Annotated in this window: 12 protein-coding genes; 9 read left to right on the forward strand and 3 right to left on the reverse strand. The window is 71.6% G+C overall.

Annotation, left to right across the window (positions count from 1 at the left end; all coding sequences use genetic code 11):
* Nucleotides 1-22: 22 nt before the first annotated feature.
* Nucleotides 23-1,033, reverse strand: a complete 1,011-nt coding sequence (locus tag ACIHEJ_RS04640) for an NAD-dependent epimerase/dehydratase family protein (protein WP_400132166.1) — start codon at nucleotides 1,031-1,033, stop codon at nucleotides 23-25.
* Nucleotides 1,034-1,747: 714 nt separating this feature from the next.
* Between ACIHEJ_RS04640 and ACIHEJ_RS04645 the strand changes: the two genes are divergently transcribed.
* Nucleotides 1,748-2,311, forward strand: coding sequence for a hemerythrin domain-containing protein (locus ACIHEJ_RS04645; RefSeq protein WP_400132167.1), 564 nt, complete (start codon nucleotides 1,748-1,750; stop codon nucleotides 2,309-2,311).
* A 181-nt stretch (nucleotides 2,312-2,492) separates the two neighbouring features.
* On the opposite strand, the gene ACIHEJ_RS04650 is transcribed toward ACIHEJ_RS04645, so the two are convergent.
* Entirely contained in the window at nucleotides 2,493-2,831 is a 339-nt protein-coding gene (locus tag ACIHEJ_RS04650; protein ID WP_400132845.1) for a DUF3040 domain-containing protein, read from the reverse strand.
* Between the two features lie 309 nt (nucleotides 2,832-3,140).
* Here ACIHEJ_RS04650 and ACIHEJ_RS04655 point away from each other — a divergent pair, with 309 nt between their 5' ends.
* The 8 genes from ACIHEJ_RS04655 (at nucleotide 3,141) to ACIHEJ_RS04690 (ending at nucleotide 14,474) form a co-directional block, all read left to right on the forward strand.
* Nucleotides 3,141-5,738, forward strand: a complete 2,598-nt coding sequence (locus tag ACIHEJ_RS04655) for a Pls/PosA family non-ribosomal peptide synthetase (RefSeq protein WP_400132168.1) — start codon at nucleotides 3,141-3,143, stop codon at nucleotides 5,736-5,738.
* Nucleotides 5,739-5,757: 19 nt separating this feature from the next.
* A complete protein-coding gene (locus ACIHEJ_RS04660) occupies nucleotides 5,758-9,009 on the forward strand; it encodes an amino acid adenylation domain-containing protein (protein ID WP_400132169.1) in 3,252 nt (1,083 codons plus the stop codon).
* A gap of 42 nt (nucleotides 9,010-9,051) precedes the next feature.
* The gene (locus ACIHEJ_RS04665; protein ID WP_400132170.1) at nucleotides 9,052-10,056 is read left to right on the forward strand and encodes a TauD/TfdA family dioxygenase; all 1,005 of its coding nucleotides are present in this window, start codon (nucleotides 9,052-9,054) and stop codon (nucleotides 10,054-10,056) included.
* A complete protein-coding gene (gene sbnB / locus ACIHEJ_RS04670) occupies nucleotides 10,053-11,123 on the forward strand; it encodes a 2,3-diaminopropionate biosynthesis protein SbnB (protein WP_400132171.1) in 1,071 nt (356 codons plus the stop codon). The genes ACIHEJ_RS04665 and sbnB overlap by 4 nt, the downstream gene beginning before the upstream one ends.
* Nucleotides 11,124-11,152: 29 nt before the next feature.
* Nucleotides 11,153-12,181, forward strand: a complete 1,029-nt coding sequence (gene sbnA, locus ACIHEJ_RS04675) for a 2,3-diaminopropionate biosynthesis protein SbnA (RefSeq protein WP_400132172.1) — start codon at nucleotides 11,153-11,155, stop codon at nucleotides 12,179-12,181.
* A gap of 222 nt (nucleotides 12,182-12,403) precedes the next feature.
* Entirely contained in the window at nucleotides 12,404-13,396 is a 993-nt protein-coding gene (gene dhaK / locus ACIHEJ_RS04680) for a dihydroxyacetone kinase subunit DhaK (protein ID WP_400132173.1), read from the forward strand.
* A gap of 66 nt (nucleotides 13,397-13,462) precedes the next feature.
* Entirely contained in the window at nucleotides 13,463-14,071 is a 609-nt protein-coding gene (gene dhaL, locus ACIHEJ_RS04685) for a dihydroxyacetone kinase subunit DhaL (RefSeq protein WP_400132174.1), read from the forward strand.
* Nucleotides 14,064-14,474 (forward strand): PTS-dependent dihydroxyacetone kinase phosphotransferase subunit DhaM, encoded by a 411-nt coding sequence (locus tag ACIHEJ_RS04690; protein WP_400132175.1) that lies wholly within the window; start codon nucleotides 14,064-14,066, stop codon nucleotides 14,472-14,474. Before dhaL ends, ACIHEJ_RS04690 begins: the two co-directional genes overlap by 8 nt.
* A gap of 34 nt (nucleotides 14,475-14,508) precedes the next feature.
* Here the strand turns inward: ACIHEJ_RS04690 and ACIHEJ_RS04695 are convergent, their stop codons facing one another.
* Nucleotides 14,509-15,210: a glycoside hydrolase family 75 protein gene (locus ACIHEJ_RS04695; protein ID WP_400132176.1), complete on the reverse strand. Its 702-nt coding sequence runs from the start codon at nucleotides 15,208-15,210 to the stop codon at nucleotides 14,509-14,511.
* Nucleotides 15,211-15,242: the final 32 nt, after the last annotated feature.

Raw genomic sequence — 15,242 nt, forward strand, 5'->3', positions numbered from 1 at the left:
CGGCGGTCGGGCGGGGATCCGGTCAGGTGTGTTGCGGGTCCGGGTCCCCGTCGGGCGGGAGGGGTTCCGGGGGCAGTGCCGCGAAGTAGGCGATGGTCTGCTTCAGGCCCTCCTCCCACGGCACCTGGGGGGACCAGCCGAGCAGTTCACGGGCGAGCGTGGTGTCGGGGCGGCGGCGGCCCGGGTCGTCGACCGGGCGGTCGATGAAGGCGATCGGCGAGCGGGAGCCGACGAGGGCGACCACCCGGCGGGCCAGGTCGGCGACGGTGATCTCGTCGCTGCCGCCGATGTTCACCGGCCGTACGGACCTGCTCCGGGACACCCGCAGGATGCCGTCGACGGTGTCGTCGACGTAGCACAGCGAGCGGGTCTGGGTGCCGTCGCCGGTGACGGTGACCGGCTCCCCCGCCAGGGCCTGGGATATGAAGGTGGGCACCGCGCGGCCGTCGTGGGCCCGCATGCGGGGTCCGTAGGTGTTGAACAACCGCACGATCCCGGCGTTCGTGCCCCTGGTGCCGGCGTGGGCGGTGACCAGGGCCTCGGCGAACCGCTTGGACTCGTCGTACACGCTGCGCGGCCCGATCGGGTTGACGTTGCCCCAGTAGCCCTCGTGCTGGGGGTGGACCTGGGGGTCGCCGTACACCTCGGAGGTGGAGGCGAGGAGGAAGCGGGCGCCGTCGCGTTCCGCGATCGCCAGGGCGTTGCGGGTGCCGAGGCTGCCCACGTCCAGGGTCTCCAGCGGCATGCGCAGGTAGTCGGCGGGCGAGGCCGGACAGGCGAAGTGCAGCACCAGGTCGTACGGTCCCGGCAGCTGCCCCGGGCAGTCCGGCGCGCAGACGTCGCAGTGCACGTACCGGAAACCGGGCCGCTGCTCCAGGTGCGCCACGTTCTCCCGGCGCCCGCAGGCCAGGTTGTCGGCGCAGTCGACTTCGACGCCTGAATCCAGCAGCCTCTCGCACAGATGGGAACCGAGGAAGCCGGCGCCGCCGGTCACGAGGGCGCGCCGCCAGGAGAACGGTGTCTCACCAGTCATGGGGGCAATTTCCTTCGTCCACGTCGACGCACCGGAGAAGCCCCCTGCCTGGGGGTCGGCGCGTACCGCGTCGCCGGGTCCGACGTCGTCGGCCCGCTGGGAAAGAAACGGGAAAGAGGAGGACGGGGGCCGGGTCCGGCCTGCTCCGCCTGGACCACCCTGGTCGGCCGCCGCTGGCTGGACGGCACTGGCAGCTGTGTTCCCCTATCAGTTGGTTTCACACGCTGAATCCTCATTGTCCTGAATCACGGCTGCTCGCGCGACTCCGGCGACCGTCACCACGGTGGTGAGGCCCACGCACGACGAGCTGACGAGGAGCCTGCCGCGGGCGCCCGGCCGGAACCCGGGGCCACTGCTCGTCCCCGGCTGGGTCGAACGTGCTCCTCGGCGCCGCGACCGCCGCCGACGTGCTCGGGAGTCGCCACTCTCCGTGCCAGGTTCAGGACCTGTCGACGACTCGCGGGGTCTCGGTCACCGGCCTCCACGCCAGGCACGCCGGTGATCGCCCTCGACCCGGTGGCGGGGCCGCGGGACCCGGGCATCCTGGACCACGGGGGCGGTGCGCGCTCGCCGGACCCGGCCGGACGGCCGCAGGCCGCCACTCGTTGCGCTGACACGGCCCGAAGGCCCGTGTGGCGCGCCGCGCGCTGGGCACTCGGGGCGGCGACGGCCGGCCGCTCACGGGCCGCCGCGTGTCTCGCAGGAGGTAACGACATGGGTCACGGCGGAAATGTCATCCAGGAGCTGACGACCGATCATCGCGAGGTCGAGGAGATCTTCGGCAAGATCGAGATGCTGCCGCCCGGCTCGAAGGAACGCAAGGACCTGGCCGACCAGGCCACGATCGAGCTGGTGCGCCACTCGATCGCGGAGGAGGCCTACCTGTACCCGGCGGTCCGCGAGCACATCCAGGGCGGGGACGCCCTGGCCGACAAGGAGCTCGAGGACCACGCCAAGGCCGAGCAGATCATGAAGGACCTGGAGGGCTGCCAGGCGGACGACCCGCGGTTCGACACACTCATGACGCAGCTGATGAGCGAGATCCGGTCCCATGTGACGGACGAGGAGCAGAACCTCTTCCCGCGGCTGGAGGCGGCGTGCACGCCGGACGCGCTGATGGACCTCGGTGACAAGGTGCGCCGGGCGAAGAAGACCGCCCCCACCCGTCCGCACCCGTCCGCACCGGACACTCCCCCGCTGAACAAGCTGCTGGCGCCGGGAGCGGGCATGGTCGACCGGCTGCGCGACGCGATGTCCGGGCGGGGCAAGGAGAGCTGAGGGCGGTTTCGGCGACCGTTCAGCCGCCGGGGATCCGGTCGAACCCCTGGTGCTTGTGGTCCGTGCACGCGCGGACCACGGGCACCAGGGGTTCGTGGTGCGGCGGGGCGGTGAGGTCCGTGCGGTGACGGTACGCGTGCGGCCATGGAGCGTTCGGTGAAGTCCGGTGGGTGCCCGGGGTTCACAGCCACGGGGTGACGCGGCCTCCGGTCCGGGACCAGCGGTCGGCCGTGCGGCGCAGCAGCCGCGCGGCCTGCAGCAGTGTGAGCGGCCAGAGCACGGCGAAACACCACAGCAGGGCGGGGTCCGAGGAGCGGATTCCCATGACGGCGGCGAGGGCCGAGGCGACCGTCAGCAGCAGGACGGACAACCGCAGCGGGACATCGCGGCGCACCCGGTGCATCCGGCGCATCCGGTGCGTCAGCCGCCGGTCCTGCAGGAGTCCGGCCTCGATCTCCAGCAGGACGAGCTGTTCGCGCGGTGACAGACGTATGTCGTCGGGGTGCTCTCGGTCGTGCATGTCGTCCACGGAGACGGCACCTCCTCCGGCCGGTCGGCCGCCCTCGGCCCACTGCGTGGGCCGAGTTCCCCGAACGGCCGGAACGAAGCCGCCGCCACCGAGTAGAGGGTCAGCCATTCGAGTGATCCGCGGAACCCTGGATCCCCGGAGAATCGGGAAATGCGGGCGCGTCGGGCCTTTGAATTCCGCAGGGCGGCCCGTGCGAAGTGGCATCCTGCCGAGGGCCGACACAAACTGAAGCGGGCGCTTTGCGATCAGCAGGAGAACGCGCCCGGAGCTTCGATGACCCAGCCCTCTTCGGGAGATCGAATGGTGGAGCAGCCGCCTGAGGAACATATAAGCGGGCCGGAGGAAGGCGCCGTACAACGGCGTAGCGGTTCCGGCCCAGTGGTGGCTGAGGCCGAGAGGGAACTCGCGGATGTCCTCGCCGATGTCCTCGGCGCACAGCGCGTCCCGGTCGACGGTCACTTCTTCACCGACCTCGGGGCCAACTCGCTGGTCATGGCCCAGTTCTGTGCGCGGGTCAGGAAGCGGGACGATCTGCCGTCCCCGTCGATGAAGGACATCTACCGGTACCCCACGATCCGCGGTCTGGCGGCGGCACTCGTGGAACACGCCCCCGAGTCGCCGAGTTCGAAGAGCACCTCCGCACCAGCCGCGGAACCGGCCCGGCCGACGGCTCCCCTCGCGCGGGCGAGCAGCCTGAACCACTTTCTGTGCGGAGTGGTCCAGTGCGCTGTCTTCCTGGTGTATTCCCTCGTCACCGGATTCGTCTCCGCCCGTGGATACGAGTGGATCGCCGCCGGTTCGGGCCTGGCCGGCATCTATCTCAGGTCCCTGCTCTTCGGGGGCATCGCATTCACGGTCATGGTCACCGTGCCGGTCCTTGCCAAATGGTTGCTCATCGGCCGCTGGAAACCCGGCGAATTCCCGGTGTGGGGCGTGAAGTACGTGCGCTTCTGGATCGTCAAGGTGCTGCTCCACGCGAATCCGATGGTGTTCTTCGTCGAGAATCCGCTCTACGTGCTCTACCTCCGGCTGCTGGGCGCACGGATCGGCAAGGGGGTGACGATCCTCTCCCACACCGTGCCGGTCTGCACCGACCTGCTGACGATCGGCGACGGGACGGTGGTCCGCAAGGACTCCTTCATCCTCGGCTACCGGGCGCACTCGGGGCGGATCCAGACCGGCCGGATCACCCTCGGCCGCGAGGTCTACATCGGCGAGAAGACGGTGCTGGACATCGACACGTCGATGGGTGACGGCGCTCAGCTCGGTCACTCGTCCGCCCTGCACCGCGGGCAGGCGGTGCCGGACGGTGCTCACTGGCACGGTTCTCCGGCGCAGCCCACGGAGACGGAGTACGTGCGGGTCGCGCCGGCCAGGTGCGGCACGGGACGCCGGGCCTGGTTCGCTCTGGTGACGCTCCTTCAGCTGTACTTCCTGTACATCCCGCTGGCCGTCGGCGGTGTGTACATACTGTTCACCGAGGTTCCGGCCATCGGCAAGCGGCTCGACCCGCAGACGGCCTCGCTGTCACCGTCGGAACTGTTCTCGGACGCGCTGATCCTGTCCTTCGTGCTGTTCTTCGGCTTCGTCGTCCTGGGGCTTGTCGCCCTGTGCACCCTGCCCCGGCTGCTGGGTCTGGTCGTCAGGCCGGACCGCGTCTATCCGCTCTACGGGTTCCACTACGCGGTGCACCGGGCGACGGCGCGGATGACGAACATCAAGTTCTTCACCTGGCTGTTCGGCGACAGCTCCTTCATCGTGCACTACCTGCGGGGCATCGGATACGACCTGTCGCAGGTCGAGCAGACGGGGTCGAACTTCGGCACCGAGGTCCAGCACGAGAGCCCGCTCCTGGTCACCGTCGGCACCGGGACGATGATCGCCGACGGGCTCTCCCTCCTCAACGCGGACTACTCCAGCACGTCGTTCCGTCTGTCCCGGACGGTCATCGGTCCGCGCAACTTCCTGGGGAACAACATCGCCTATCCAGCGGGGGGCAGGACGGGAGACAACTGCCTGCTCGCGACGAAGGTGATGGTCCCGCTCGACGGCGAGGTCAGGGAAGGCGTCGGACTGCTCGGTTCGCCGTCCTTCGAGATCCCCCGCTCGGTCGAGCGTGACGCGCGGTTCGACGACCTCAGGACCGGTGACACACTGCGCCGTCGCCTCGCCTCGAAGAACCGCTACAACCTGCGCTCGATGGGCCTCATGCTGGGGGCGCGATGGGTGCACACCTTCGCGCTCACCCTCCTCGCCCTCGCCTCGGTGGACCTGTACGGCGTGGTCGGAGACGTGGTGATCGCCGTGTACCTGGCGCTGACGCTCACGCTGTCCACCGTCCACTACATCCTGGTGGAACGCTTCACCACGAGGTTCCGCAGACTGCAGCCGCAGTTGTGCTCCATCTACGACCCGGTGTTCTGGCGGCACGAGCGCGTGTGGAAGGTGCCGGACCACTACCTCAACCTGTACAACGGGACCCCCTTCAAGGCGCTCGTGTGGCGGTTGCTGGGAGTGCGCATCGGCCGCAGGGTGTTCGACGACGGCTGCTACCTGACGGAGCGCACGCTCACCACCATCGGTGACGACTGCATGCTGAACGCCGGGAGCAAGATCCAGTGCCACTCGCAGGAGGACGGCACCTTCAAGTCCGCCGGGACCGCGCTCGGTGCCGGCTGCACGCTGGGCGTCGGAGCCCATGTGCACTACGGCGTGACGTTGGGCGACGGTGCGGTGCTGGCGGCCGACTCCTTCCTGATGAAGGGCGAGGAGATGCCGCCGCGGGCGCACTGGGGCGGCAACCCGGCCGTGGACATGCCGGAGGCCGCGGGCCCTCCCGTCGGTGACCGGTCCACAGCATCGAACGCGGCCGACGCCCGTGTGGCGACCGCGAGTTGAGGAAGGGCAGGGAGCGCGGGTGGAAGCGGACCGGGAGTTCTGGAGCCGTGCGCTGACGGCCGGCGGTGCCACGGCGGTGCCGCGGTGGGCCGGGCAGCCGGTGGCAGGTACGGCCGAGGCCGAGGCGCCGGTGCCGGCCGATGTGGCGGACGCGGTGCGCGGGCTGGTGCGCCGGACGGGGGTTCCGGTCAGCGCCCTGCTGCTGGCCGCCCACGCCAAGGTGCTGGCCGCGCTGTCCGGCGAGCAGGAGGTGGTGACGGGGTACGCCGCCGGAGTGCGCGGCGAGCCGCTGCCCTGCCGCCTGGCGGTGCCCCCGGGGTCCTGGCGCGCGCTGGTGACGGCCGCACAGCACGCCGAGGCGGAGATGCTGGCGCACCGGGAGTTCCCGGTGGAGGAACTGCGCCGGGAACTGGGGCTCGCGGAGCCGTCGTACGAGGTGGTGTTCGGCCCCATGGAGGCCGGTCAGGCCCGTACCGACGACGGTGTCCTGCATGTGCGCTGGTCCGAGAGCGGCGGACGGCTGGTGCTGCGGCTGCGGTACCGCACCGACGTGCTGGACGCCGACTGCGCGGCCCGCATCGCCGACTACCACCTGACGGCGCTCCGGCTGATGACGGCCGACCTGGAGGCCGAGCACACCCGGCAGAGCCTGCTGTCCCCGGACGAGGTCCGCGAGCAGCTGGACGGGCTGGCCGGGCCCCGCCGTCCGCTGCCGGACGCGCGGGCGCACGAGCTGTTCGAGCAGCGGGTGCGGGCGCATCCGGACGCGGTCGCCGCCGTGCACGGCGAGCGCACATGGACGTACGCGGAGCTGAACGGGCGCGCGAACCGGCTGGCGCGGGCGCTGCTGGCGCGGGGGCTGGGCCGGGAAGACGTGGTCGCCGTCGTCACCGAGCGCGGCCTGGACTGGCTGGCCGCCACGCTCGCGGTGTTCAAGGCGGGCGGCGCGTACCTGCCCATCGAGCCGCACTTCCCGGCCGGCCGCGTCCGGGCGACGCTGTCGCGGGCCGGGTGCCGGCTGGTGCTGACCGAGTCAGGCAGCACCCGCACCCTCGACGAGGCGCTGGCCGAGCTGCCGGAGTGCGAGAAACTCCTGATCGAGGCGGCGTACGAGGAACCGCACGCCGACGACGACCTCGGGGTGCCGGTGGACCCCGGCCAACTGGCCTATCTCTTCTTCACGTCCGGCTCCACGGGCGAGCCGAAGGGTGCGATGTGCGAGCACGCGGGCATGCTCAACCATCTCCACGCCAAGATCGACGACCTGGGGATCGGCGAGGGCTCCGTGGTGGCGCAGACCGCCCCGCAGTGCTTCGACATCTCGCTGTGGCAGCTGGTGTCGGCGCTGCTGGTGGGCGGGCGGACGCTGCTGGTCGGCCAGGACGTGGTCGTGGACGTGGAGCGGTTCCTCGACACGCTGGTCCGGGGCCGGGCGCAGGTGGCACAGGTCGTCCCCTCCTATCTGGAGGTCGTGGTCGCCTACCTGGAGCAGCACCCGCGTGAACTGCCGGACCTGCGGTACGTGTCGGTGACCGGCGAGGCGCTGAAACGGGAGCTGGTCCAGCGCTGGTTCGCGCTCCAGCCGGGCATCAGGCTCGTCAACGCCTACGGGCTGACGGAGACGTCGGACGACACCAACCACGAGGTCATGGACCGCGTGCCCGAACGCGTCCTGCTGGGGCGTGCGGTGAACAACGTGCGCGTCTACGTCGTGGACGAGCACCTGTCGCTGGTGCCGCTCGGCGCCCCCGGCCTGATCGCGTTCTCCGGCGTCTGCGTGGGCCGGGGATACGTCAACGATCCCGAGCGGACCCGGGAGGCGTACCGCGAGGACCCGTACCGGCGGGGTGAACGGCTCTACCTCGGCGGTGACTGGGGGCGCTGGCACCCGGGCGGCAAGCTGGAGTTCCTCGGCCGCCGGGACAACCAGGTCAAGATCCGCGGCTTCCGGATCGAGATCGGTGAGATCGAGAACACCCTGCTGCGGGTGCCCGGAGTGCGCGACGGTGCCGTGGTCGCCGCGGAGCGTGCAGGCGGGAACAAGCACCTGATCGCCTTCTACACGGGCCGGCAGCAGCAGCCGGAGGTGCTGCGGGAGGCGCTGGGCGCCGTCCTGCCGGGGTACATGGTCCCCTCCGCCTTCCACTGGCACAGCGCCCTGCCACTGACCGCGAACGGCAAGATCGACCGGAAAGCGCTCACCGCGCTGGCCGAACAGGCGGCACCGGCCGCCTCCGACGGCGGCGGGCGTGAGCGGGACGGCGCCCCGCTCACGCCGACCGAGCGGAAGCTGGCGGCCGCCTGGGCCGAGCTGCTGGGCGTCCCGGAACATCACATCGGCCGCGGCGACCACTTCTTCGACTCCGGTGGGACCTCCCTGACGGCCGTACGGCTCACCATCGCGCTCGACCGCGCCGTCTCCCTCAAGGACATCACCCGGCACCCGGTCCTCGCCGACCTGGCCGCCCTCCTCGACGGGGCCGCCCGGCAGCGGCCGGAGCTGCTCCAGCCGCTGTCGCAGCCGGACGGTGAACCGCAGTGCACGCTGGTGTGCTTCCCGTACGCGGGCGGCAACGCGGTCAACTACCAGCCGATGGCGAGTGCGTTGGCCGGCCACGGCACGGCGGTCCTCGCGGTGGACCTGCCCGGCCACGATCTGGCCGCCCGGCGGGAGCCGTTCGCGTCGATCACCGAGATCGCGGAACGGGTGGCCGGCGAGATCGGTGCGCGTGGCCTGACCCGGGTCATGTTGTGGGGCCACTCGTCGGGCACTGCGCCGGCCCTCGAGACGGCCCGGCGGCTCAAGGAGCGCGGGGTGGAGGTGACGCGGGTCTTCCTCGGCGCGCAGCTCCTCGGCACGGCCGTCGGCCGCCGCGCCGCTCTGGGTGAACTGTCCGGGTGGACCGACGCGGAGATCGCCGCACGGCTGGCCGAGGACGGCGGCTACACCGAGCTCGCGGAGCTGAGCGAACAGCATGCCGAGCACATCGGAGCCGCCTACCGGCACGACTGCGCCTGTGCCCACCGCTATTTCGGCGCCGCCCTGGAGACGGCGCCGCCGGTGAGGCTGTCCGCGCCGGTCTCGGTGGTCGTCGCCGCCGACGACCCGCACACGGCCGGGTACGCCGAGCACCACCGGGACTGGCTGCTCTTCGCCGAGCAGGTGGAACTGTGCGAACTGACGGGCGGCGGGCACTACTTCCCGCGCACCCGCCCGGCCGAGGCCGTACGGGCCGTCCTGGACGCCGTAGCCCCCCTGCCCTCCCCCTGAATCTGGACGAGCCCGCACACGGGCGATCGAAAGGAATCCGAGATGTCGTCCTCATCCCTGGCAGCACCGTTCGAGGTGCAGTCGCGACCGGACAGACCGGCGCTGGTGCACGTGGAGTCCCCCGGCGACGCGCCGAGCTGGGCGGCCGAGCACCGCGCGGCGCTGCGGGCGCTGGTCACCGAGCACGGGGCGCTGGTCGTCCGCGGCCTGGACCTGCGGCGGACGGACCAGGTCGGTGCCGTCTTCACGCGGCTGGCCGGTGACCTCATGACCGAGCGGGAGGCGTTCGCCCCGCGCGAGGCCTACGGCCCGGGGCTGTACTCCTCCACGGCCTGGCCGGACAACCAGCCGATGTGCATGCACCACGAGCTGAGCTACGCGCTCGACGTTCCCGGCCTGATGCTGTTCGCGTGCCTGACCGCGCCCGGGGAGGGCGGGGCGACCGCGGTGGCCGACGCGGAATCGATGCTCCAGGCACTGCCGGCGGAGCTGACGCAGCGGTTCGAACGGACCGGCTGGATGCTGACCCGCAGTTACAACGACGAGATCGGGGCGTCCCTCGCGGAGTCGTTCGGCACCGACGACCGCGCCGAGATCGAGCGCTACTGCCGGGACCACGCGATCGACTTCACCTGGCGGGCCGACGGCTCCCTCCACACCGAGCAGCGGCGCCCCGCCGTGGTGCGGCACCCGGTCACGGGCCGGCGCTGCTGGTTCAACCAGATCGCCTTCCTCAACGAGTGGACGCTGGCCCCGGAGGTGCGCGAGTACCTGGTGGACGTCTACGGGCCGGATGGGCTGCCGTTCAACACCCGTTACGGCGACGGCACCCCGATCGGCGAGGACGTCGTCCAGCTGCTCAACGCCACCTACGAGGAGCACACCCGTCGGGAGCCCTGGCGGGCCGGGGACCTGATGCTGGTCGACAACATCCGCACCGCGCACAGCCGGGAGGCCTTCACCGGGGAGCGCCAGGTCCTGGTCGGCATGGCCGAGCCGCAACGGCCCGCCGACGGCGGCCCGGCCGCGAAGGAGGGGCCGCGATGACCGATGTGCTCTCCACCCCCGACCGGGCCGCCGCGGCGCACCGGCCCACGATGCCGACGTTCTCGGTGATCCCCGGAGCGCAGGTGCAGCAGGCGCTCGAGGGACGCGAGAAGGAGATCGTGGAGCTGGTCGAGGCCACCTACCGGCTGCACGGCGCCGGGGACTCGGTCAACCCGCCGTCGTACTTCCTGCGCTTCCCCGACCGTCCCACGGCGCGGATCATCGCGCTGCCGGCGTCCGTCGGCGGCTCGGTGCACGTGGACGGCCTGAAGTGGATCTCCAGCTTTCCGGACAACGTCGGTTCCGGGCTGCCCCGGGCCTCCGCGGTCCTCATCCTCAACGACCCCGGCACGGGCTACCCGTTCGCCTGTCTGGAGAGCTCCATCATCAGCGCGACCAGGACCGCGGCGTCCGCGGTGCTGGCGGCCGACCGGCTCAGCCGCACCCGCACCCGCCCCACCCGCGTCGGTTTCTTCGGTACGGGCCTGATCGCCCGCTACATCCACACCTTCCTCGCCGGCACCGGCTGGTCGTTCGACGCGATCGGCGTGTACGACGTGTCCGACGCCAGCACCACGGGCTTCTGCGGCTACCTCGGACAGTCGGGGACCACCGCCAACGTCACCGTGCACGACAGCCCCGAGGAACTGATCCGCTCCAGTGACCTGGTGGTCTTCGCCACCATCGCCGGCCAGCCCCATGTCAGCGACCCGGGCCTGTTCAGCCACAACCCGCTGGTGCTGCACGTGTCGCTGCGCGACCTCGCCCCCGAGGTCCTGCTGGCCTCGGCCAACTTCGTCGACGACGTGGAGCACTGCCTGAAGGCGGACACCTCCCCCCACCTCGTCGAGCAGCGCACCGGCAACCGCGACTTCCTGAACGGCACGCTCTACGACGTGCTGGCCGGGCGGGCCGCCCCGCCCGCCGACCGCCCAGTGATCTTCTCCCCCTTCGGACTCGGCGTGCTCGATCTCGCCGTCGGCAAGTACGTCTACGACGAAGTGGCCCGCGGGGGAAACCTCCGCCTCATCGACGACTTCTTCCACGACCTGCGCCGATACGGCTGAGGCCCCTGCCCTGGTACCTGGAGGCCACCGTGCCCGTCATAAACGCTCCGCACGCCTTCAACGAGGGCAATCTGTTCGTCGACCTGGAGTCGATCTTCGGTTACCCCCTCTACCTGAAGTGCGAGGGTTTCAATTTCGCCGGCTCCATCAAGCTGAAGGCGGCGAACGAGATGGTGGAGAGTGCCGAGCGCGACGGCATCCTGACGCGGGACTCGATCCTCGTCGAATCCTCCTCCGGAAACCTGGGTGTGGCACTCAGCATGATCGCCGCGAGCAAGGGCTACCGGTTTCTGTGCGTGACGGACTCCCGTTGCAACCTGTCCACCCGGCTGCTGATGGAGGCGCTCGGCAGCCAGGTCCATGTCGTGGCCGGTCTGGACGCCAACGGCGGCTTCCTCGGCACGCGGATCGACTACGTCCGTTCGCTGTGCGCGTCCGACGACCGGTACGTGTGGCTCAGTCAGTACACCAACGCGGGCAACTGGCGGGCGCACTTCCGCACCACGGGGCCGGAGATCGCCGACCACTTCCCGCAGCTGGACGTGCTGTTCGTCGGCGCGGGCACCACCGGCACCCTGATGGGCTGCGCGCGCTACTTCCGGCAGTGGCACCGGCCGGTGCGGATCGTCGCGGTGGACAGCGTGGGTTCGGTGGCCTTCGGCGGCAAGCCCGGCCGCCGGATGATCCCCGGACTGGGCATGAGCATGCGTCCGCCGCTGCTCGACGAGTCCTTCGTGGACGAGGTGATCCGGGTGGAGGAGGCGGACACCATCCGCGCCTGTCACCGCATGGCCCGCCGCGGCTTCCTGTTCGGCGGCTCCACGGGGACGGTGGTCAGCGGTGCCACCGACTGGCTGGCCCGGCACGACGCCCATGACATCACCGCGGTGGCCATCGCACCGGATCTGGGCGAGCGCTACCTCGACACCATCTACCAGACCAACTGGCTGCAGGACCTGTACGGCGACCAGATCCTCGACCCGGCACACATGACCACGACCGCGCCCCGGCCGGCCGAGCCGGGAACGCCGCCGCCGGAGCGCCGCGAGGAGCCGTAGCGAGGCGTCCCCACGCCATGGTCCGACAAGGCCGGTGCCCGCTGCCGCGGGTGCCGGCCTTGTCGGGGTGTGATCACGGCGGCCGGGGCGGGCACCCGGGAATCCGTGGCTGCGGCACACATGACCTTCCGCGCCGCAAGGCCGATACTGAGGAGCGGGACGCCCGTCGTCCGCCACTGTCCGCACGTGGCTCGACCAGGGAAGACACCATAGGAGACACCCATGAGGATGCTGATCAACGTCCCGGAGACCGTGGTGGCGGACGCGCTGCGCGGGATGGCGGCCGCCTATCCCGACCTGACCGTGGACGTGGAGAACCGAGTGATCGTGCGCCGGGACGCTCCCGTGGCGGGGCAGGTCGCGCTGGTGTCGGGCGGCGGGTCGGGGCACGAGCCGCTGCACGGCGGATTCGTCGGCCCGGGCATGCTCGCCGCGGCCTGCCCCGGGGAGGTGTTCACCTCGCCGGTGCCCGACCAGATGGCGCGCGCCGCGGCGGCCGTGGACAGCGGGGCCGGGGTGCTGTTCGTGGTGAAGAACTACACCGGTGACGTGCTGAACTTCGACATGGCGGCCGAACTCGCCGAGGACGAGGGCGTCCAGGTCGGCAAGGTCCTGGTCGACGACGACGTGGCGGTCACCGACAGCCTGTACACGGCCGGCCGGCGCGGCACCGGCGCGACCCTGTTCGTGGAGAAGATCGCGGGCGCCGCCGCGGCCGAGGGGCAGCCGCTGGAGCGGGTGGAGGCCGTCGGCCGCCAGGTGAACGAGAACTCCCGCAGCTTCGGTGTGGCGCTCAGCGCCTGTACGACCCCGGCGAAGGGCAGTCCCACCTTCGATCTGCCCGACGGAGAACTGGAGTTGGGCATCGGTATCCACGGCGAGCCGGGCCGGGAGCGGCGGCCGATGATGACCTCCGGGGAGATCGCCGACTTCGCGGTGCACGTGATCCTGGAGGACATGCCGCCGCGCAGCCCGGTGCTCGTGCTGGTCAACGGCATGGGTGCCACTCCGCTGCTGGAACTGTTCGGCTTCAACGCCGAGGTGCAGCGGGTGCTGTCCGAGCGCGGGGTCGCCGTGGCCCGCACCCTCGTCGGCAACTACGTCACCTCCCTGGACATGGCAGGCGTCTCGGTGACGCTGTGTCAGGTGGACGAGGAGTTGCTGCGCCTGTGGGACGCGCCGGTGAAGACCCCGGCGCTGCGCTGGGGGATGTGATACGGCGGACGAGGCGACCCTCCCCCTGGCACGCCGCTCGACAGCCCTACCACGCAAGGAGATCCAGTGCTCGACGCCGACTTCTTCCGCCGTTGGATGGCGGCGACCGCCGCGTCCGTCGACCGCGAGGCGGAGCGGCTCACCGCCCTCGACTCGGCGATCGGCGACGCCGACCACGGCAGCAATCTGCAGCGCGGGTTCACGGCCGTGGCGGCCGGCCTGGAGAAGGAGGCGCCAAACACTCCGGGTGCCGTGCTGACCCTCGCCGGACGCCATCTGATCTCGACCGTCGGCGGCGCGTCCGGGCCGCTGTACGGCACCCTGCTGCGCCGGGCCGGCAAGGCGCTCGGTGACGCCGCCGAGGTCGACGTGGAGCAACTGGCCCAGGCGCTGCGCGCGGGCATGGACGGGGTGATGGCGCTCGGCGGAGCGGCGCCCGGCGACAAGACCATGATCGACGCTCTGGCGCCTGCGGTGGACGCGCTCACGGACGGCTTCGCCGCCGCGCGGGCCGCCGCCGAGGAGGGCGCGGAGGCCACCACCCCGCTGCAGGCCCGCAAGGGCCGGGCGAGCTATCTCGGGGAGCGCAGCATCGGCCACCAGGATCCGGGAGCGACCTCGTCGGCTCTGCTGATCGCCGCGCTGGCGGAGACGGCGGAGGCCGGCGGTGAGTGAGGAGAAGCTGGTCGGGATCGTGCTGGTGTCGCACAGCGCGGAGGTGGCCGCGTCGGTCGCCGAGCTCGCGAAGGGGCTGGCGGGCGGGGCCACGGCGGTGCCCGTGGCCTCCGCGGGCGGCACCGAGGGCGGCGGGCTCGGCACCAGCGCCGAGCTGATCTCCGCCGCGGCGGCCACCGTGGACCGGGGTGCCGGGGTCGCGTTGCTCACCGACCTCGGCAGCGCCGTGCTCACCGTGAAGGCGCTGCTCGCCGAGGGCGACGAACTGCCGGACGGCTCCCGGCTGGTGGACGCCCCGTTCGTGGAGGGCGCGGTGGCCGCCGTGGTGACCGCGGCCACGGGCGCCGACCTGGACGCGGTGCAGGCCGCGGCGACGGAGGCGTACGCCTACCGCAAGGTCTGACCGCGTCGGGACGCGAGGGGCGCGCCCCGGCGGCTCACTTGTTCATGAGGAGCAGTCTGGCCAGCCGCTCTCCCGTGGCGACCGCCGCCGCGTGGTCCTCGAGGGGGTTCACGCGGGAGTTCTTGAAGACGATGTAGGTGACACCGGAGGACACACCGCCGTCGCGTGGGTCGGACCGGATGCCGAGGGCCCGGGCGGTGGCGTACGAGGCCTCGCCGATGACGTCGCGCGGGCCGGTGTCGCCGACCACCGCGTACTGCACCCGGCCCCGGTAGACCACGGCGGCGACGGAGCCGCCGGGAACGCCGGCGGCGCGATGGTCCCAGATGCGGCTCGGGGGCGGGACCACGATGTAGGGCAGCTTCTCGGCCTTCAGGTGGCGGCCGTCGGACTGCTGGAAGGCGGTGGCGGCGGCGAACGACGGGTCGGTGCGGCGGTTGCAGTGCTTGCTGGACCGCCCGTCGCAGTCGACGTCCAGGTCGGCCTTCCAGAACACGGCGTCCTCGGTTCCGCAGACGGGGACGGTCGCGGGACGGTCGGCGTCGGTGCGGTACCGGCCGCGGGAGACCTGGTGGCATTCGCCCAGCCGGGCCAGCAGGTCGGCCGCGGCGACGGCACCCTCGCTGTGGGCCGCGGGCCGCTGTCGGGGCTGGACGGCGCCGGCCGTGTCGGGCAGCGCGGCGGGGGCGATCAGGGCGGCGCCGGCCGCGGCCAGTGTCAGCGACGGGACACGCACGATGAGGGACCCTCTCCTCGGGGACGGGGGGA

Origin of the sequence: Streptomyces sp. NPDC052301 (assembly GCF_044593395.1) — a bacterium.
In the GTDB taxonomy this organism is placed as follows: Bacteria; Actinomycetota; Actinomycetes; order Streptomycetales; family Streptomycetaceae; genus Streptomyces.